Source organism: Achromobacter mucicolens, assembly GCF_902859725.1.
Taxonomy (GTDB): domain Bacteria; phylum Pseudomonadota; class Gammaproteobacteria; order Burkholderiales; family Burkholderiaceae_B; genus Achromobacter; species Achromobacter mucicolens.
On record NZ_CADIJP010000002.1, the window covers coordinates 31815 to 49439 of the forward strand.

At 67.4% G+C, this 17625-nt stretch carries 14 protein-coding genes; 7 read left to right on the forward strand and 7 right to left on the reverse strand.

The features are described from left to right. Positions 1–1428: an efflux transporter outer membrane subunit gene (locus tag HV786_RS01925; RefSeq protein ID WP_128830118.1), complete on the forward strand. Its 1428-nt coding sequence runs from the start codon at positions 1–3 to the stop codon at positions 1426–1428. Positions 1429–1980: 552 nt separating this feature from the next. Then, complete coding sequence (locus HV786_RS01930; protein WP_128830025.1) at positions 1981–2829, forward strand: tRNA threonylcarbamoyladenosine dehydratase; 849 nt, start codon at positions 1981–1983, stop codon at positions 2827–2829. A gap of 4 nt (positions 2830–2833) precedes the next feature. On the opposite strand, the gene HV786_RS01935 is transcribed toward HV786_RS01930, so the two are convergent. Genes HV786_RS01935 through HV786_RS01945 form a run of 3 tightly spaced genes read right to left on the reverse strand, consistent with a single transcriptional unit; the run spans position 2834 to position 4894 of the window. After that, complete coding sequence (locus tag HV786_RS01935) at positions 2834–3145, reverse strand: non-heme iron oxygenase ferredoxin subunit (protein WP_128830026.1); 312 nt, start codon at positions 3143–3145, stop codon at positions 2834–2836. 14 nt (positions 3146–3159) lie between these two features. After that, positions 3160–3633, reverse strand: coding sequence for an aromatic-ring-hydroxylating dioxygenase subunit beta (locus tag HV786_RS01940; protein WP_128830027.1), 474 nt, complete (start codon positions 3631–3633; stop codon positions 3160–3162). A 1-nt stretch (position 3634) separates the two neighbouring features. Next, a complete protein-coding gene (locus HV786_RS01945; RefSeq protein ID WP_128830028.1) occupies positions 3635–4894 on the reverse strand; it encodes an aromatic ring-hydroxylating dioxygenase subunit alpha in 1260 nt (419 codons plus the stop codon). A gap of 211 nt (positions 4895–5105) precedes the next feature. On the opposite strand from HV786_RS01945, the gene HV786_RS01950 reads away from it, so the two are divergent. Continuing rightward, positions 5106–6008, forward strand: coding sequence for a LysR family transcriptional regulator (locus HV786_RS01950; protein WP_062840316.1), 903 nt, complete (start codon positions 5106–5108; stop codon positions 6006–6008). Between the two features lie 24 nt (positions 6009–6032). Here the strand turns inward: HV786_RS01950 and HV786_RS01955 are convergent, their stop codons facing one another. The 3 genes from HV786_RS01955 to uvrA form a co-directional block, all read right to left on the reverse strand. Continuing rightward, positions 6033–6665, reverse strand: a complete 633-nt coding sequence (locus HV786_RS01955) for an aminotransferase class IV family protein (RefSeq protein WP_128830029.1) — start codon at positions 6663–6665, stop codon at positions 6033–6035. 78 nt (positions 6666–6743) lie between these two features. Next, complete coding sequence (locus HV786_RS01960; protein WP_175209884.1) at positions 6744–7880, reverse strand: aminodeoxychorismate synthase component I; 1137 nt, start codon at positions 7878–7880, stop codon at positions 6744–6746. Positions 7881–7886: 6 nt separating this feature from the next. Then, positions 7887–13682, reverse strand: a complete 5796-nt coding sequence (gene uvrA / locus HV786_RS01965) for an excinuclease ABC subunit UvrA (RefSeq protein ID WP_175209886.1) — start codon at positions 13680–13682, stop codon at positions 7887–7889. Between the two features lie 226 nt (positions 13683–13908). On the opposite strand from uvrA, the gene HV786_RS01970 reads away from it, so the two are divergent. The 4 genes from HV786_RS01970 to HV786_RS27425 all read left to right on the forward strand — a co-directional run bounded on the left by HV786_RS01970 (position 13909) and on the right by HV786_RS27425 (position 16550). Further along, positions 13909–14694, forward strand: a complete 786-nt coding sequence (locus HV786_RS01970; protein WP_128830033.1) for an IclR family transcriptional regulator — start codon at positions 13909–13911, stop codon at positions 14692–14694. Between the two features lie 22 nt (positions 14695–14716). Beyond that, complete coding sequence (locus tag HV786_RS01975; RefSeq protein WP_056321077.1) at positions 14717–15367, forward strand: bifunctional 4-hydroxy-2-oxoglutarate aldolase/2-dehydro-3-deoxy-phosphogluconate aldolase; 651 nt, start codon at positions 14717–14719, stop codon at positions 15365–15367. Then, positions 15360–16292 carry a sugar kinase gene (locus tag HV786_RS01980; protein ID WP_175209888.1) on the forward strand — a complete coding sequence of 311 codons (933 nt, stop codon included), beginning with the start codon at positions 15360–15362 and terminating at the stop codon, positions 16290–16292. Before HV786_RS01975 ends, HV786_RS01980 begins: the two co-directional genes overlap by 8 nt. Positions 16293–16421: 129 nt before the next feature. Continuing rightward, complete coding sequence (locus HV786_RS27425; RefSeq protein WP_006226408.1) at positions 16422–16550, forward strand: hypothetical protein; 129 nt, start codon at positions 16422–16424, stop codon at positions 16548–16550. 99 nt (positions 16551–16649) lie between these two features. Here the strand turns inward: HV786_RS27425 and HV786_RS01985 are convergent, their stop codons facing one another. Next, on the reverse strand, positions 16650–17615 hold the full coding sequence (locus tag HV786_RS01985; protein ID WP_128830034.1) for a LysR family transcriptional regulator: 966 nt from the start codon (positions 17613–17615) through the stop codon (positions 16650–16652). Between the last annotated feature and the right edge of the window lie 10 nt (positions 17616–17625).

Below are 17625 nucleotides of genomic sequence, written 5' to 3' on the forward strand. Positions count from 1 at the left end.
ATGAGAGCAGTTTCTTTTTTTTGCAAACCGCTGGGCGTGGCGCTGCTGCTGGCGCTGGGCGGCTGCGGCGGCCTGCTGCGCACCGATTACGAGCCGCCGGCTGCAGGCGTGCCGGCGTCCTGGACCCACGCGCGTCCGGCTTCCGATGCCGGCGCAGCGGTCTGGCTGGCGGAGGGCGGGGCCTGGTGGCGCAATTTCGACGATCCGGTGTTGAACGGGCTGGTGGAGGCGGCACTTGCGCGCAACAACGATCTGGCGGCGGCGGCGATTCGCGTGCGCCGGGCGCAGTATCAGGCGGGATTGGCGGACGACCAGCTGATGCCGCAGTTCGGTGGCGACGCGAACGTGTCGCGGGTGCGCAATCTGTATGGCGACCGCACGATCACGCGAGCCAATTCGGCCGAGCTGACGGTGAGCTATCAAGTCGACCTTTGGGGCAAGCTGGCGCGCCAGCGCGACGCGGCGCAGTGGGAGGCGCTGGCGACGGAACAGGACCGCCAGAGCGCGGCCCTGTCGCTGGTGGGCACGACGGCGACGCTGTATTGGCAGACGGCCTTCATCAATCAGCGCCTCGCGAGCAGCGAGGAGAGCATTGCCTACGCGCGCCGCACGCAGGATCTGGTGCGGGCGCAGTACGCGGCGGGCGGGGCGTCGGCCCTGGAGCTTGCCGAGGCGGAGCAGACGGTGGCAAGCCAGCAGGCGGCGCATGCGCTGCTGGTGCAGCAGCGGGTGGAATACATCAATGCGCTGACGATTCTTTTCGATGGCCCGCCGGATCGCATCACGGCGGATCCGGCGCGGCTGCCGTCCAGCGCATTGCCCGAGGCGCGGGCGGGTGTGCCGGCGGAGCTGCTGGGGCGCCGTCCGGACCTGCGCGCGGCGGAACTGCGGTTGCGGGAGTCGCTGGCAAACGTTGACGCGACACGGGCAAGCTTTTATCCGCCGGTGACGTTGACGGGGGCGCTGGGCAGTTCGAGCCCGACGTTGTCGGATGTGCTGAAAAACCCGATCGGGACGTTGGGGGCGGGGTTGACGCTGCCATTCCTGCAGTGGAATCAGATGCAGCTGAACATCAAGATCTCGAAGACGGATTACGAGGAACGGGTGGTGACGTTCCGGCAGGCGCTGTATCAGGCGATGGCAGACGTGGAGAACGCGCTGTCGAATCGCACGCAGTTGTCGGTGCGGGCGCAGCAGCTGGATCTGTCGTTGCGGGCGGCTCGGGAGGCTGAGCGGCTGTACGAAGTACGGTACCGGGCGGGGGCGGTGCCGCTGCGGGATTGGCTGGATGCGCAGGAAAAGCGCCGGGTGGCTGAGGTGGCGCGGGACGAGAATATGCTGAACCGGCTGGTGAATCAGGTGACGGTTTATCAGGCGTTGGGGGGGGATGATGTGGTGGCTGTTGACGGGGATGGGCTGCGGAGGTGAGGTTGTCTGGCGATCCGAGGATCGGGTTGAATTCGAAGCTGGTGTCAGGCATCGATCGCGGTTCTTTTGACGCCCGGCGCGTCGGCGGCCTGGGGCGCGCGGGGCTACGATTGCGGTCCGGAGCCTTCGCTCCGGACTGCCCCGTCGTCATCGTCGTTGTCGCCTCCGGCGACTGCCTTCCGATTCCCTCGGGCGCATCTACACGCCCCGCGCACCCCAGGCCGCCGCCGCGCCGGGCTCGGGTGGATTGAGCTTGGCGGACGCCGGGGCGGGGGGAGTTCTTAAGGTTCTTGCCTGGGTTTGCGCGGCTTTGAAGCATTTTGCGGGGCCCGCGCCCGGTTGGCCGCGCGGGCGGCCTCCGGGCGCTTACGCGGTGTCTTGCGTCCGAAGATGACGCTTCGCGCTTGCGGTGGGGGGCGGACGCCGCTGCTTCCGGTGTCTGACACCCTTGGGGCACATCCTTGGTATGACGGCAGTCTCTGCAGGGTGTCAGACACCTTGTCACCTTGTCTGCAGGAATGGGGAGCGTGGGTTGGCGGCCGCTGCCATAAAATGCGGTCCATGAACTCGCCCGAACTCATTCCTGAACCCGCCGATCTCGACCGTCGTTTTGGCGCGCTGTCGCGCCTCTATGGTCCTGAGGCGCCTTCGCGTATCCGTAATGCCCATGTTGCCGTTGCCGGGCTTGGCGGCGTGGGGTCGTGGACGGTGGAGGCGCTTGCTCGTTGCGGGGTGGGGGCGTTGACGCTGATCGATCTGGATCACATTGCCGAATCCAATGTCAATCGGCAGATCCATGCGTTGAGTTCGACGCTTGGGCAATCCAAGGTCGACGCGATGGCCGAGCGGGTGTTGGCGATCAATCCCGAATGCCGCATTACACGGGTGGACGACTTTGTGTCGCCGGAAAACGTGGGCGAGGTGTTGCCGGGCCCTTATACGGTCATCATCGATTGCACGGATCAGGCGGCCGCGAAGATTGCGATGATTTTGCATGCGCGGGCGCTTGGGGTGCCGATGTTGCTGTGCGGCGGCGCGGGCGGGAAGACGGATCCGTTGGCGTTGCGGGCGGGGGATCTGTCGGGGGCGGTCAATGATGCGCTGCTCTCGAAGCTGCGCAACAAGTTGCGGCGCGAGCATGGGTTTCCGCGGGCGTCGGACAAGAACGGCAAGGCGCTCAAGCGGGTGCCGAAGATGGGCGTGCACGCGTTGTGGTTCGACCAGCCGGCGATTTTGCCGGATGCGTGGACCCGCCCTCGTGAAGGTGAAGATGACATGGGCGCGTCGGGGCTGAACCTGGCGCCGCAGGGTCTGTCGTGCGCGGGTTATGGGTCGGTGGTTACCGTGACCGCCGCCATGGGCATGGCGGCGGCGAACGAGGCTTTGCGCCTGACGGTGTGACCCCTTAAATCGCCACAAACACCACGCCATCCTCAATCCGCACGGGATACGTCGCGACGTTTTCCCGCAGCGGGGAACACAGGGCGCGGCCGTCGCGGATGTCGAAGCGGCCCTGGTGCAGGGGGCATTCGATTTCGTGGCCGGTGAGGAATCCGTCGCAGAGTCTGGCGTTGCCGTGCGTACAGAGGTTGTCGGTGGCGTAGACCTCGCCGTCGACGCCATATAGCGCGATCTCCTTGCCGCCCGCCTCGACGGCGATGACGTCTTCTTCGGGCACGTCATCGCGTCCGATGGCCTTGATCCATTGCACACTCATGATTCGTCTCCTGGTCAGATGGGGTAGATCAGCGAGTTCGGGATCAGCTCGCTGTCGAAGATGCATAGCCGCGATTCGAATTTCAGGCCGTCGGGCGTCCGTCGGATGACGTCCAGATAGCGGCCGACGTTGAAGACGGTGGTGAGCTGGCTGGGTTTGGTGCGGAAGATGGCGTAGTTGGCCTCGGATTCGATGCGGCCGTCCTGCACCAGCAGCACGCGTGGGGCGCCGACGACGTGGCGCTGGTAGTAGGGATCGTGGAAGATGGTTTCGGTGGCGCCGTAGATGCGGTCCTTCAGCATCCCGCGGCTCTCGAAGGCCATGGTCGCGAGCGGAAATCCGCGTTCGTAGTTCTCGCGCGGCAGCACCTTGTAGACGCAATCCTCCACGAAGAAGTCGGGCCATTTCTCCCATTCGCCGGCGTCCAGCGCGGCGGCGTAGTCGGTGTAGAGGCGGGTGAGCTGGTAATAAAGCGGAAAGTCCAGCATGTCACGCCTCCATGACGCGGCGCCAGTACGCGTACATGCCGCGTATGAGCGTTTCGGTGACCATGTGGTCGGTGTTTTCGGCGGTCTTGCCGCCCAATTCGGCGACGCTGCGGTGCCACGGTTTCTGTTCGAAGCCGGATTGCGAGAATTCGATGACCTCGCCGTCGTCGGCGGACACGAAACCGGCGGGCCCGAACAGGTTGGCCTGGCGCAGGCGGCGTTGGGTCATGCCGGGGGTGTCGTCGGCAAATCCAAAATGGGTCCAGACGAAGTCGAAGGCGTCATGGCCGACGGGCTGGATGTGGCGGGTGGATAGCGAGTTGACCTGTTGCTGGATGATGACGCTGGGAAACAGCGTCATGAGCACGGCCGTGGGGCCGTTCCACCAGGGTTCCTGCACGATGTCCAGGAAGCGGTCGTCGTTCAGCGACATTTGCTCCTTGAAGCTGGACACGCCGCTGGTGACGGTGCTTTTGCCGCCCTGGCCGCGCGTGGAAATCATGGCGGCGTGGCGGAAGTGGCGGTCCATCTTCAGTTCGGACCGGTTGTCCGCGCGCCATAGCCCGAAGGTGACGAACCAGGTGTGCAGGAGGCCGGGATGGTAGGGGTCTTTGATGTTCTCCTGCATCAGCTTCCAGTTGCCCGGAATGCGCTGGCGGCTGTAGCCGTGGATCACCAGTTCGCGGCCGTCGAAGACGCGGTCGAAGTAATGCGCGATGTCGGGCCCCAGGTAGTCTTCCAGCGGTTCGACGTCATGGTCGAAGGACGCGAAGACGACGCCGTTGCGCGCGGCCACCGCCAGCTTGGTCAGGCCGTGTTCCTCGGGCTTGAAGTCGGGCGGCATGCCGCCGTTGATCTTGCCGTCCTGCTTGACGCCGCGGCGGAAGGGCACGCCGATCAGGTTGCCTTGCAGGTCGTAATTCCATTGGTGGTACGGGCAGACGAACTCGGTGCGGTTGCCGGCGCGTTCGCGGCAGAACTGCACGCCGCGATGGGCGCAGACGTTTTCCACGACGCGCACCTGGCCGTCGTTGTCGCGCAGGAGGATGACGGAGCGATCGCCCACGACCGTGCGCTTGAAGTCGCCGGGATGGGGGATCTCGGCTTCAAGGCCCACGTAGCTCCAGTGGCCGCGGTAGAAGAAGCGTTCCAGTTCCCGCTGGTGCAGCGCCGCGTCGGTGTAGACGCCGAACGGGATGCGATGCGAGCCGTCGCCTTGCCAGGGCGGGACGATATGGATGGGATGTTCGGGGGCGTTCATGGACGGCCCCTGCGACAGGACGTGAGGCGGCGATGCGTGCGGATGCGCATGATTTGTCTCCATTTTCAGCTGGCCGCGCGGCGGCCGGGCAGGGCCGTGCGCGGCATGGGCGCAGGCATTTTTCTGCATCATCGGGCACGCCGTGAGATTAATAAATAGAATCTGGCTTATTACATAAATCACCAAAATCAATATTGGTGGAGACAAGCGCATGAATCTGAAAGACGTGGATCTGAATCTGCTCGTCGTCTTCAATGAATTGCACAAGCATGGCCGGGTGTCGGCGGCGGCGGAAAGCCTGGGGATTTCGCAGCCGGGCGTCAGCAATGCGCTCGCCCGCTTGCGCAAGCTGCTGGGCGACGAATTGTTCCTGCGGACGTCGCGCGGGATGGTGCCGACGCCCTATGCCGAAAGCCTGGCCCAGCCGATTGCCGATGCGCTTGCCGCGCTGCACGGCACGTTGAACGCGCGCGTGGCGTTCGATCCGGCGCGCAGCGAGCGCGCGTTTGTGATCGGGGTTAACGACGTGGGCGAAACCTACTTCCTGCCGCGCCTGATGCGGGCGCTGGACCAGGTGGCGCCGGGCGTGACCATCCGCACGGTGCGCACGACGTCGATCGACGTGCGGGACGAGATGGAGCGGGGCCGCATGGACCTGGCGATGGGCTTTCTGCCCGGGCTGAAAGGTGGATTCTTCCAGCGCCGGCTGTTCCGTCAGCCGTACGTCTGCATCTTCCGGCAGGACCATCCGCTGGCGCGCTCGGGGGTGTCGGCGCGGCAGTTCCGCGCGGCCGAGCACGTGGCCATCGTGTCCGAAGGCACCGGCCACGGCGTGGTCGACGAGGTGATCGCGCGCGCGGGCATCCGCCGGCGGCTGCGGCTGACGGTGCCGCACTTCATGGCGGTGGGACCGGTGCTGCAGGCCACCGACATGATCGCGGTGGTGCCGCAGCGCTTTGCCGACTGCGCCTGCGGCCCCTTTGGCCTGGCATCCGCGCCCTGTCCGGTGAAGATCCCGGAATCCGTCATCAACGTGTTCTGGCACGCCCGCAACCACCGCGAGGCCGCCAACCAGTGGCTGCGGCAGGTGGTGGTGGACGTGTTTGCTGATTGATGCCGCGGCGGGCCGGGGGCTGCGCTACGCGTCGCGCAGCGACACCGTGAACCACCCGCGCAGCGCGTTCGACAACCGGATCTCGTCGGCCGCGTGCAGGTCGGCCAGGGTCAGGACGCGTTCTTTCGCCTTGCCGGCATCGAGCAGTTGCGCGCGCTGCACGCCGGGCAGGCAGCCGCTGTCGACGGGCGGGGTGTACCAATCGTCGTCCATGCGCAGGTAGACGTTGCTGCGGCTGCCTTCGCAGAGTTCGCCGCGCTCGTTCAGGTAGATCAGGTCGAAGATGTGCGGATGCGAGGGCAGCCATTCGATCGTCTTGGTGTACCAGGGGCGGTGCGTGGTTTTGTAGCGCAGCAGGGGTTCCGAGGACCGCAGCGCCTCGGGCGCGAGCATCACTTCCTGGTGCGCGGGCAGGGGCGGCAGGACGGCGGTCTGGATGTGGCGGCTGCCGTCGCGTGCGACCAGCAGGCGCAGGCGATGCGGTCCGGCGGAGGACAGGGCCATGACGGCGAGAAGGATGTCGCCTTCGACGTCGCGGCCGCCCCAGACGTAACCCAGCGCCTTGCAGGACGCTTCCAGGCGATGAAGGTGGCGCGCCAGCAGGGGCACGTTGCCGGACGATTCCACCAGGATGGTCTCGATCAATTCGGGTTGCATGGGACTCTCCTGGAATAAGCCGGTCATGGCCGGGCCAAGCCGCGCTCTATGCTACTACCGGCAAGGGGATTTGCGCCGTCAGGCGCGCAGGATGCGGGCCTTCCAGTGGCATTCCTGCCATTCGCCGGCGGGGTCCGAATCGTAAACGATGCCGCCGCCGACGCTGTAGACGCCGTGGCCTTGCTGGTCCAGGACCAGTGTGCGGATCGCGACGTTCAACGAGAAGTCGCCGTTTGGCGCCAGCCATCCGATGCTGCCGCAATACAGGCCGCGCGGCGCGGCCTCCATTTGGCGAATGCGGCGCATGGCCGCGACTTTCGGGGCGCCGGTGATCGACCCGCAGGGAAACAGGGCGTGCAGTACGTCCGACAGCGTGGCATGCGGCGCGGTGGCCGATACGGTGGACGTCATGGTCCAGACCGTGGGATAGCGCTCCAGCGAAAAGAGCGCGTCGACCTTGACCGATCCGGGGTCGGCCAGGCGGCCCAGGTCGTTGCGCAGCAGGTCCACGATCATCAGGTTTTCGGCGCGGTTCTTGTCGCTGGCCAGCAGTTCCTGGCCCAGGCGTTCGTCTTCGGCCGGGTCGGGATGGCGCGGCGCGGTGCCTTTCATGGGCCGGGTCGTGAGTCGCGGGCCGTCGCGCCGGACGAAAAGCTCGGGCGAAAACGACAGCACGGTGCGGGCGCCGTCCTGGATGTAGGCGCCATGGGCGACCGGATTGCGCGCCGCGATGCGGCGGTACAGCGTGGCCGGGTCGCCCTGAAAGCCCACGTCGAGCGGTTGCGTGAAATTGACCTGGTACAGCTCGCCGTCCTGGATAAGGCCGCGGATGGCGTCGATCTGGCGCACGTAGGCGGCCTCGGTCATGCGCGGCGCGGGCAGACTGATGGAGGCGGCGGGGGCATCTGCGGCCGGCGCTTCCCACGGCGTCTCGTCGATCTTGCGGTCGAACACCAGCGCGGTCAGGCGGGGCGGCCCGTCTTGGCGCGGCGGCGTCCAGGGTCCGGCCGGGGCGGGCCGGGTGGCTTCGGGCAGCAGCCATTCGCCCAGCTCGTAATCCAGCAGCAGCGCGATCCAGCGGCCTTCGCGCCGCGCGGCCTCGATGGCGGCCAGCGCGGGCGCGACCTCGGCGGCCGAGCGCGCTTCGATCCGGGCGCGAAAGCCGTCCAGGCGCAGGGCGCGCCCGGCCAGCCGGTCTTCAAAACGACAATCCATGATGGCTTACGGCTGTTGTTGCGCAAGGAACTCCGTCAGGACGCGGCCCGTATGGGAATGGTCGGCCAGCGTCATCACGTGCTCGGGCGATCCTTCGCCCACCAGCTGGCCGCCGCCCGTGCCGCCCTCGGGACCCAGGTCCAGCAGCCAGTCGGCCTCGGCGATGACGTCCAGGTTGTGTTCGATCACCACCACTGTGTTGCCCGCCTCGACCAGGCGGTGCAATACGTGGATCAGCTTTTCGACGTCCGCCATCGACAGGCCGACCGTCGGCTCGTCCAGCACGTACAGCGTGTGCGGGATGCGCGAGGCGCGGCCGGTCTTTATCAGGCCGTCGGTCAGACGGGCCTTGGACAGCTCGGTCACCAGCTTGATGCGCTGCGCCTCGCCGCCCGACAGCGTCGGCGACGGCTGGCCCAGCGTCAGGTAGCCCAGCCCCACGTCCTGCATCAGCTGCAGCGGACGATGGATCTTGGGATGCGCCGCGAAGTAGCCGATGGCGTCGTCCACTTCCATGGACAGCAGTTCGCCGGCGTTCTTGCCGCGCATCTGCACGCTGAGCGTGTCGTTGTTGAAGCGCGCGCCGTTGCAGGCGTCGCACGGCACCTTCACGTCGGGCAGGAAGTTCATTTCGATGGTGCGCATGCCCTGGCCTTCGCAGATCGGGCAGCGGCCGTCGCCGGTATTGAACGAGAAGCGCGCCGCCGTCCAGCCGCGCATGCGGGCCTCGCGGGTGTCGGCGAACTGCTTGCGCACGTCGTCCCAGAAGCCCACGTAGGTGGCCGGGCACGAACGCGGCGTCTTGCCGATGGGCGTCTGGTCCACTTCCAGCACGCGGTCGATGGCTTCCCAGCCCTTGATGCTTTCGCAGCCCGCCCAGCCGGGCGCCTTGCCCTGCGAGACGGCCTGGGTCAGGTTGTCCAGCAGGACCTCGCGCGCCAGCGTGGACTTGCCGGAACCGGACACGCCGGTCACCACGCTCAGGCGGCCCACCGGAATGCGCGCGTCCACGCTGCGCAGGTTGTGCAGGCGCGCGCCACGGATCTCGATCATGGGCGTGTCGGCCTCGACCGGGCGGCGGCCCTGCAGCGGATGCGCCAGCGGCGTCTTCAGGTAGCGGCCGGTCACGGATTCGGGCGCGTCGATTACGTCCTGCACCGTGCCTTGCGCCACCACGCGGCCGCCGCGGATGCCCGCGCCCGGCCCGATGTCGATGACGTGCGAGGCGCGGCGGATGGTGTCGTCGTCGTGCTCGACCACCACCAGCGTGTTGCCGTTGCCTTCCAGGCGCGCCAGCGCGTCCAGCAGGATGCGGTTGTCGCGCGGATGCAGGCCGATGGTGGGTTCGTCCAGCACGTAGCAGACACCCTGCAGGTTGGAGCCCAGCTGCGCCGCCAGCCGGATGCGCTGCGCCTCGCCGCCAGACAGCGTGGGCGCGGCGCGGTCCAGCGCCAGGTAGTTCAGGCCGACTTCCTGCATGAAGTTCAGGCGGCCTCGGATTTCGGCCAGGATGTCGCGGGCGATCTCGCCTTCGCGGCCGCGCGCCACCAGGCCGGTAAAGAAGGTGTGCGCGTCCGACACTGGCAGCGAGGCCAGTTCGGCAATCGACTTGTCGCGCCAGCGCACGGCGCGCGCCACGCGGTTCAGCCGCTGGCCGTCGCACTGCGTGCAGGTCTTGGCCTCGCCTTCGTACCACGCGTTCCAGGCGGTTTCCTCGCCGGTCTGTTCTTCGTCAAACCCCTGCAATTGCAGGCCCGTGCCGTAGCAGCCCGTGCACCAGCCGTGCTTGGAGTTGTACGAGAAGAGGCGCGGATCGGGTTCGGGGAAGCTCGTGCCGCAGGACGGGCACGCGCGCTTGACCGAGAAGTGCTGCTGCTGCAGTTCGCTGTTCAGCGCCTCGTGCAGCTTGTTGACCGGCCAGACCACCGACATCACGCCCTGGCCGTTTTCCAGCGCGCTCTTGACGGCCGCGCGCAGCTCGGCCTCGTTGGCCGGGTCCACGACCACGTCCGCCACCGGCAGTTCGATCGTGTGTTCCTTGTAGCGGTCCAGGCGCGGCCACGGGGCCACGGGAATGAATTCGCCGTCCACGCGCAGATGGGAATGGCCCTTGGATCCGGCCCACTTGGCAAGATCCGTGTAGTAACCCTTGCGCGCGGTGACCAGCGGCGCCAGGAGGCCGATATGCACGCCCTTGTGCTCGCGCAAGAGGCGCGCCACGATCTGGTCGGTGTTTTGCGGCTCGACCGCCACGTTGCAGTCCGGGCAGTACTGCGTGCCCAGCTTCACGTACAGAAGGCGCAGGAAGTGATGGATTTCCGTCATCGTGGCCACGGTGGACTTGCGGCCGCCGCGGCTGGTGCGCTGTTCGATCGCCACGGTGGGCGGGATGCCGAAAATGGCGTCCACGTCCGGCTTGCCCGCCGGCTGCACGATGGCGCGCGCGTAAGCGTTCAGGGACTCCAGATAGCGCCGCTGGCCTTCGTTGAACAGGATGTCGAACGCCAGCGTGGACTTGCCCGACCCGGACACGCCGGTGATGACGGTGAACTTGTCGTGTGGGATCTCGACGCTGATGTTCTTCAGGTTGTGTTCGCGCGCATTGCGGATCTCGATGGCCATGCTGCCCTGGCGGCGTTCGCGCACCAAGGATTGCAGCGGCGTGCCCACGCCCGCGCCGTACTCGGCTTGCGGCTCGGCGATGCGCGCGGTCAGGCCCGCCTGCTCGGCTATCTGCGCGTCGGCGTCGCTGCTGACCACCACGTCGGCCGCGCCGCCGGCGACGGCGCCGGTCGGCAGGATGCTGATCTCGTAGTCGCGCAGGGCGGCGCCCGTGTGCGACTTGGGATTGTCCATCAGGTCCTGCGGCGTGCCGGTGCCGATGACCAGGCCGCCGGCGTCGCCGCCTTCCGGTCCCAGGTCGATCAGCCAGTCGGCCGCGCGGATCACGTCAAGGTTGTGTTCGATGACGAGCAGCGTATGGCCCGCGGCCAGCAGCTTGCGGAACGCACGCATCAGGCGCGCGACGTCGTCAAAGTGCAGGCCGGTGGTGGGCTCGTCGAACAGGAACAGGCTGCCCTTCTTGGCGACCTTGGCGGTGGAGATGCCGCTGCGGGCGGCCTCGGCCAGGTGGCCGGCCAGCTTCAGGCGCTGCGCCTCGCCGCCTGAAAGAGTCGGCACGGGCTGGCCCAGCCGCACGTATTCCAGGCCCACGTCCGCCAGCGGCGCAAGACCGGTCTGCACATCGCGCAGGCCCTTGAAGAAGTCCAGCGCCTCGCTGACGGTCATCTCCAGCACTTCGTCGATGGACGCGCTCTTGCCCAGGTGCTCGACGCGCACTTCCAGGACTTCGGGGCGAAAGCGCTTGCCGTCGCAATCCGGGCAGCGCAGGTAGACGTCGGACAGGAACTGCATTTCGACGTGTTCGAACCCGGTGCCGCCGCAGGTCGGGCAGCGGCCGTCGCCGCCGTTGAAGCTGAACGTGCCGGCCGTGTAGGCGCGCTCGCGCGCCAGCGGGGCCTGGGCGAACAGCTTGCGGATGGCGTCGAACGCCCCGACGTAGCTGGCCGGATTGGAGCGCGCGGTCTTGCCGATGGGCGTCTGGTCCACCATCACGACGTCGGCAATCTGCTCGGCGCCCAGCAGGCGGTCGAACGCGCCCGGCGCTTCCGACGGCTTGCCCTTCTGCTTGAGCAGCGCGGGGTAGAGCACGTCCTGCACCAACGTGGACTTGCCCGAGCCGGACACGCCGGTCACGCAGACCAGGCGGCCGAGCGGCAGCTCGACCGACACATTCTTCAGGTTGTGCGCATTGACGCCTTCGAGCAGCAGGCGCGGCGTGTTGGCCGCCACCGGCATGGGGCGCGGCGCTTCCACGCGCAGGCGGCCGCCCAGGTAGTCGCCCGTCAGCGAGGGCGCGGCGCGCAGTTGCGCGGGCGTGCCGTCGAAGACGATGCGCCCGCCGCGTTCGCCGGGGCCCGGGCCGATGTCGATGATGCGGTCCGCGGCCACCATGACCTGCGGATCGTGTTCCACGACGACCAGCGTGTTGCCGGCGTTGCGCAGGCGGTGCATGACTTCCACCACGCGGTGCATGTCGCGCGGGTGCAGGCCGATGGAGGGCTCGTCCAACACGAACAGCGTGTTCACCAGCGAGGTGCCCAGCGCCGTGGTCAGGTTGATCCGCTGGACCTCGCCGCCGGACAGCGTGCGGCTCTGGCGGTCCAGCGTCAGGTAGCCCAGGCCCACGTCGCACAGGAACTTCAGGCGCGCGCGCACCTCGGTCATGAGCAGGTCGGTGGCCGCGTCCAGCGCGCCGGAGAAGGACAGCGTGTCGAAGAATTTGCGCACGCGCTCGATGGGCAGCAGCATCACGTCGTGCAGCGACAGCCCGTCCAGGCCGTTGAGCTGTTCGCGGCTCCAGGTGGTGCCGACGGGCATGAAGCGCTTGTAGCGGCCGTCTTCGGGCGGCAGCACGGCGTCGGCTTCCTCCTTGTTGCCCAGGCGCCAGAGCAGGGCATCGGGCTTCAGGCGCGCGCCGTTGCAGGACGGGCAGGGCGTGTAGCTGCGGTACTTGGACAGCAGCACGCGCACGTGCATCTTGTAGGCCTTGGTTTCCAGCCAGTCGAAGAAGCGCTGCACGCCGTACCACTGGTGCTTCCAGGCGTCGTTGCCGCCCTTCCAGTCAGGCGTACCGTACAGGACCCAGCGCTTGTGCTCGTCGCTCATGTCCTTCCAGGGCACGCCCAGCGGCACGCCGGCGCGCGGCGCGTACTTTTGCAGGTCGTCCTGGCATTCCTTGTAGGACGGCGTGGTCCAGGGCTTGATGGCGCCTTCGAGCAGGGTCTTTTTCTCGTCGGGGATGACCAGGCCGAAGTCGATGCCGATGACGCGGCCAAAGCCGCGGCAGGCCTCGCAGGCGCCCAGCGGCGAGTTGAACGAGAAGCTGCTGGGCAGCGGATCGGTGTATTCGATGTCGCAGTCGGCGCAGTGCAGCCGGTCGCTGTATTTCCAGATGTGCGCGTTGCCGCCTTCGGCGTCCATGACGTAGACGGCGATGTGGCCGGCGCCCATGCGCAGCGCCGTGTCCAGCGCTTCCATGATGCGTTCGCGCTCGGTGCCGGCAAAGCGGAAGCGATCCTGGATGACGTGCAGGATGCGGCGTTCCTCGGGGGCGGCCTTGGCGGTCTTCGTGGTCTTGGCCTTCTTGGCGCCCTTGGCGGGGGCGGCGGCGCGCGCCACGGCGGTTTCCTCGGCGTGCACGCGGGTGTAGCCCTGCTGCTCAAGGAAGCCGCGCACTTCGTCTTCGGTGAAGTTGGCCGGCACGGCGATCGGGAAGGTCACGACCAGGCGCGGATCGCCCGCTTGCGCGGCGCGCTCGGCCAGCGAGTGATAGACGGATTCGGGCGTGTCGCGCCGCACCAGCTTGCCGCAACCGCGGCAATAGAGCTTGGCGCCGCGCGCGAACAAGAGTTTCAGGTGATCGTTCAGTTCGGTCATCGTGCCGACCGTGCTGCGCGAGCTGCGCACCGGATTGGTCTGGTCGATGGCGATGGCCGGCAGGATGCCTTCGATGCGGTCCACCTGCGGCTTGTCCATGCGGTCCAGGAACTGGCGCGCATAGGGCGAGAAGGTTTCCACGTAACGCCGCTGCCCCTCGGCGTACAGGGTGTCGAATGCCAGCGAACTTTTGCCGGACCCCGACACCCCGGTGACGACGACCAGCTCGCCGGTGGCGATGGTCAGATCCAGGTTCTTGAGATTGTTCTGGCGGGCGCCAACGATGCGGATATGGGAGCTCATGGACGGTATCGTAGCCTGACGGTGGGAGCATGCCGGCGCGGCGATCCATCGCTGGTTCCGGGCGCGTCGATATGGAATAATTGACTATATTGTGAGGCGCTTGTCCATAATATGGACATGAGTGCCTCGGTAGCTGTACAAATAAACAGTATCGCAGATTCGTCTGAAAATCGCGCTCGTCGCGTTGCGCATCTGCCTGGGCTATCGCCTTTATTTGGGGACATGTGTGCAGGAATCCAAGGTGGCCGGCGCGGCGGCGTTCGGAAAATTCATGGCGGTGCTGCAAGCGGTGGCCGATGCGCCGCAGCCCCCCACGGCCGCCGAGCTGGCCCGCACCTGCGGCTATCCCCGTCCCACCGTCTACCGCATCCTGGCGGCGCTTGCAGAGCAGGGGATGGTCGCGGAAAGCAGCGGCGCCTATCGCCTGGGCACGCGCCTGATGTCGCTGGCCAGCAAGGCCTGGTCCCAGTTCGACCTGCGCGCCGCGCTGGCGCCGGAACTTCAGGCGCTGCGCGACCAGACCGGCGAAACGGTCCATCTTGCGGTTCCCGCGGGCCACGAAATGATTTACATCGACAAGCTGGAAAGCCCCGGCCCCGTACGCATGGTGTCGCGCGTGGGGGCGTCCGTGGCGTTGCATTCCAGCGCCGTCGGCAAGGCCTACCTGGCCGCGCTGGATGAGACCTCGCGGGAGCGCCTGCTGCACGAACTGCCCCTGCCGTCGCGGCTGCCGGCCACGCTGACCAGCCTGCCTGCGTTGCGCGAGGCGCTGGGCGCGGCGGCCGAGCAGGGCTACGCTATCGACAACGAGGAAAACGAACCCGGCATCGTCTGCTACGGCGTCGCCTTGTGCGACGGCGCTGGCCGGCCGGTCGCGGGCGTCAGCGTCAGCACGCTGCTGTTCCGCCGGGCCGGCGACCCGCAGTCCGCCTACATCGACCCCTTGCTGCGGCTGCGCGACGCCGCCGCGGCCAAACTCGCCGTCCTGCCGGTATCGTCCGGCGGCAACTGACCGCTCGCTCCAGAGGAAATCCATGACCGCAACCGCTGCTCCCATCGCCTCCAAGCTCGCCGCCCTGCTGGCTGCCCGCGTCGTGCCCGTGCTGCGCTACACCGACGCGGCGGCCGCCGCCTATGCCGCGGAAGTCGCGGTTTCGGCCGGCTGCACCACGCTGGAACTGACCTGGACCATCCCCAACGTCACCGACCTGGTGCGCGCCCTGCGCGACAAGCACGGGGCCAGCCTGCTGCTGGGCGTGGGGACGGTGCTGGACGAGGCCCAGGCGCGCGAGGCGCTAGTGGCGGGCGCGGACTTCCTGGTCTCGCCCGCCCTGGCGCACGAGATCGTGGACATGGCCCACGCCGCCGACGCGCTGTGCATGCTGGGCGCCTTCACCCCGACCGAAGTCCTGGCCGCGCGCCGCGCGGGCGTGGACGTGGTGAAGGTGTTCCCGGCCGACACGGGCGGCCCCAAGCATCTGGCCGCGCTGAAGTCGGTGTTTCCGGACACGATCTTCTGCCCCACGGGCGGCATTACGCAGGAAAACATGGGCACGTACTTCGCCGCGGGCGCGGGGCTCGTGGGCATCGGCAGCAATCTTTACGACAAGGCCGCCTTCGCGTCGCGCGACACCGCCGCGCTGGTGGCGCAGATCACCCAGACACGCGAGGCCGCCCATGGCTGATTTCGATATCGTGGCGCTGGGCGAGCCGCTGGTCGAACTGAACCAGACGCACAAGGGCCAGCGGCAATACCTGCAGGGTTTCGGGGGCGACACCTCCAACGCGGTCATCGCGGCCGCCCGGCAGGGCGCGCGCTGCGCGTATCTGACCCGGGTCGGCAATGACGCCTTCGGCAAGCAGTTCCTGGACCTGTGGCAGGCCGAGGGCGTGGACACCACCGGCGTCGAGGTCGACGACGATGCCCACACCGGCCTGTATTTCGTGCAGCACGGACCGGACGGCCATGCCTTCAGCTATCTGCGGCGCGGTTCGGCCGCCAGCCTGATGACGCCCGCCAGCCTGGACGCCGGCCTGATCGAGCGCGCCCGGTTCCTGCATGTCTCGGGCATCAGCATGGCCATCAGCACCACCGCCTGCGACACGGCGTTTGCCGCCATCGCGCGGGCGCATGCCGCCGGCGTGCAGGTCAGCCTGGATTCGAATCTGCGGCTGCGCCTGTGGCCCGTGGACCGGGCCCGCGCCATTCTGCGCGAGGCGATGCGCGCCGCGGACGTGTTTCTGCCCAGCATGGACGACATGCAGCATCTCACTGGCAACGACGATCCGGAGCGCACGCTGGACTGGATCCGCGATGGCGGCGCGCCGGGCGTGGTGGTGCTTAAGCTGGGCAAGGACGGCTCCATCATCGACGACGGCCGCACCCGCACCCCGATGCCGGCGCTGCGCGTGCAGGCCGTCGACGCGACGGGCGCGGGGGATTGCTTTGCCGGCAGCCTGCTGGCGCGCCGTTGCCAGGGCGACTCCTGGGAAGACGCCGTGCGCTACGCCAACGCGGCGGCGGCGCTGTCCACCCTGGGCTATGGCGCGGTCGATCCGCTACCGCGGGCCGAGCAGGTCTGGGAACGGCTGAAAGCCGCCTCAACCTAGCCAAAAACCAGCCGGTTGGCGTCCTTTCCGGATTTCAGGCTAAAATGCCAAGTTATCCGAATTTTTTTCCGCCAGCCCGATTTCCGGTTGTGCGGGCCAATTTCCGCGAATTCAACAGGAGAAATCAACATGGCTGAACGCAAACGCGTGCGTCGTAACACCCTGGAACGCCGTTGCCTGGGCAAGGCTTTCAAGCGCTTGTTCGTCAAGTCGCCCAAGGGTGTGTTCAAGATGCTGGAAAAGATCAAGCGCGTCTAATTGACGCGTCCGGTTCGGCGGTCGTCAAGACTGGCCGGGCCCGATCAAAAAAAACCGCAGGGTGCGAGCCTTGCGGTTTTTTTTCGTCTGCGCGGCGCGTCAGCCTTGCGGGGGGCCGAGCTTGGGGCGGATGAAATCCATGAAAGCGCGGGTCTTGGCCGGCTGAATGCTGGACGGGTACACCACGTAGATCGAGATCGGGTCCACCGACCAGCCGGGCAGCACCCGCCGCAGCGAATTGCGCTGGATGATGGGCTCCAGGGCATGGCAGTGCGGCATCCGCGTGATGGCCAGGTCCAGGCCGGCCAGCGTGCCGGCGATGCTCATGTTGTTGGCGGCCAGGTGCCCCGCGACCGCGACGCGCTGCGAGATCGCGCCGTTGTTCAACGTCCAGAACGAGTGCTCCTCGTCGATCGTCGTGCGCAGGCATTGATGCTGCGACAGGTCGGCCGGCGTCTGCGGCATGCCATGACGTTCGATATAGCGGTCGGACGCATACAGGTGCGTTTCCAGCGAAACCAGCTCATGCACGACCGCGCCCTCGATGGCGCGATGCGGCGTGCCGTTGCCGTTGCCGTCCCCGGCGGAGGCGCCCGGGTAGTCGGCCTCGCGGCCAAACCGCAGCACCACGTCGAATGGCGTGCCCTGCGCGTCCGACGCCGTCATCATGCTCAGGTCGAACTCGCACTCCACATCGGGATAGCGATCGGTGAAATCGCTGATGGTCTCGGGCAGCAGCCAGATGGCCAGGCTATATGGCATGGACACGCGCAGATTGCCCGACGGGCCGCCCGACAGCGAGAGCAGCTGCTCGTGCGCCAGGCGCGCTTCGTCGATAAGGCCTTGGCAACGGCGCATGTAGGCCGCGCCCGCATCCGTCAGATCGAGCCGGCGCGTGTTGCGGTTGATGAGCCGCAGGCCGATGGCGCGCTCCAGTTCGTTGATCCGGCGGGAAAGCGTGGAGGTGGGCATGTCCAGCGCGCGCGCCGCCTGGCTGAAGCTCTTGCGCTTGGCCACTTCGACGAACAAGGCGATGTCATTGAGCTGGACGGGCGAGGCTTCCATAGGCGTTCCG

Coding starts and splice junctions, on each gene's coding strand:
- HV786_RS01940 (WP_128830027.1), bottom strand. CDS start 3,633: ATGCTGGACTTTCCGCTTTATTACCAGCTCACCCGCCTCTACACCGAC.
- HV786_RS01930 (WP_128830025.1), top strand. CDS start 1,981: ATGCGGTCCATGAACTCGCCCGAACTCATTCCTGAACCCGCCGATCTC.
- uvrA (WP_175209886.1), bottom strand. CDS start 13,682: ATGAGCTCCCATATCCGCATCGTTGGCGCCCGCCAGAACAATCTCAAG.
- HV786_RS01975 (WP_056321077.1), top strand. CDS start 14,717: ATGACCGCAACCGCTGCTCCCATCGCCTCCAAGCTCGCCGCCCTGCTG.
- HV786_RS01935 (WP_128830026.1), bottom strand. CDS start 3,145: ATGAGTGTGCAATGGATCAAGGCCATCGGACGCGATGACGTGCCCGAA.
- HV786_RS01955 (WP_128830029.1), bottom strand. CDS start 6,665: ATGCAACCCGAATTGATCGAGACCATCCTGGTGGAATCGTCCGGCAAC.
- HV786_RS01960 (WP_175209884.1), bottom strand. CDS start 7,880: ATGGATTGTCGTTTTGAAGACCGGCTGGCCGGGCGCGCCCTGCGCCTG.
- HV786_RS27425 (WP_006226408.1), top strand. CDS start 16,422: ATGGCTGAACGCAAACGCGTGCGTCGTAACACCCTGGAACGCCGTTGC.
- HV786_RS01985 (WP_128830034.1), bottom strand. CDS start 17,615: ATGGAAGCCTCGCCCGTCCAGCTCAATGACATCGCCTTGTTCGTCGAA.
- HV786_RS01925 (WP_128830118.1), top strand. CDS start 1: ATGAGAGCAGTTTCTTTTTTTTGCAAACCGCTGGGCGTGGCGCTGCTG.
- HV786_RS01945 (WP_128830028.1), bottom strand. CDS start 4,894: ATGAACGCCCCCGAACATCCCATCCATATCGTCCCGCCCTGGCAAGGC.
- HV786_RS01980 (WP_175209888.1), top strand. CDS start 15,360: ATGGCTGATTTCGATATCGTGGCGCTGGGCGAGCCGCTGGTCGAACTG.
- HV786_RS01950 (WP_062840316.1), top strand. CDS start 5,106: ATGAATCTGAAAGACGTGGATCTGAATCTGCTCGTCGTCTTCAATGAA.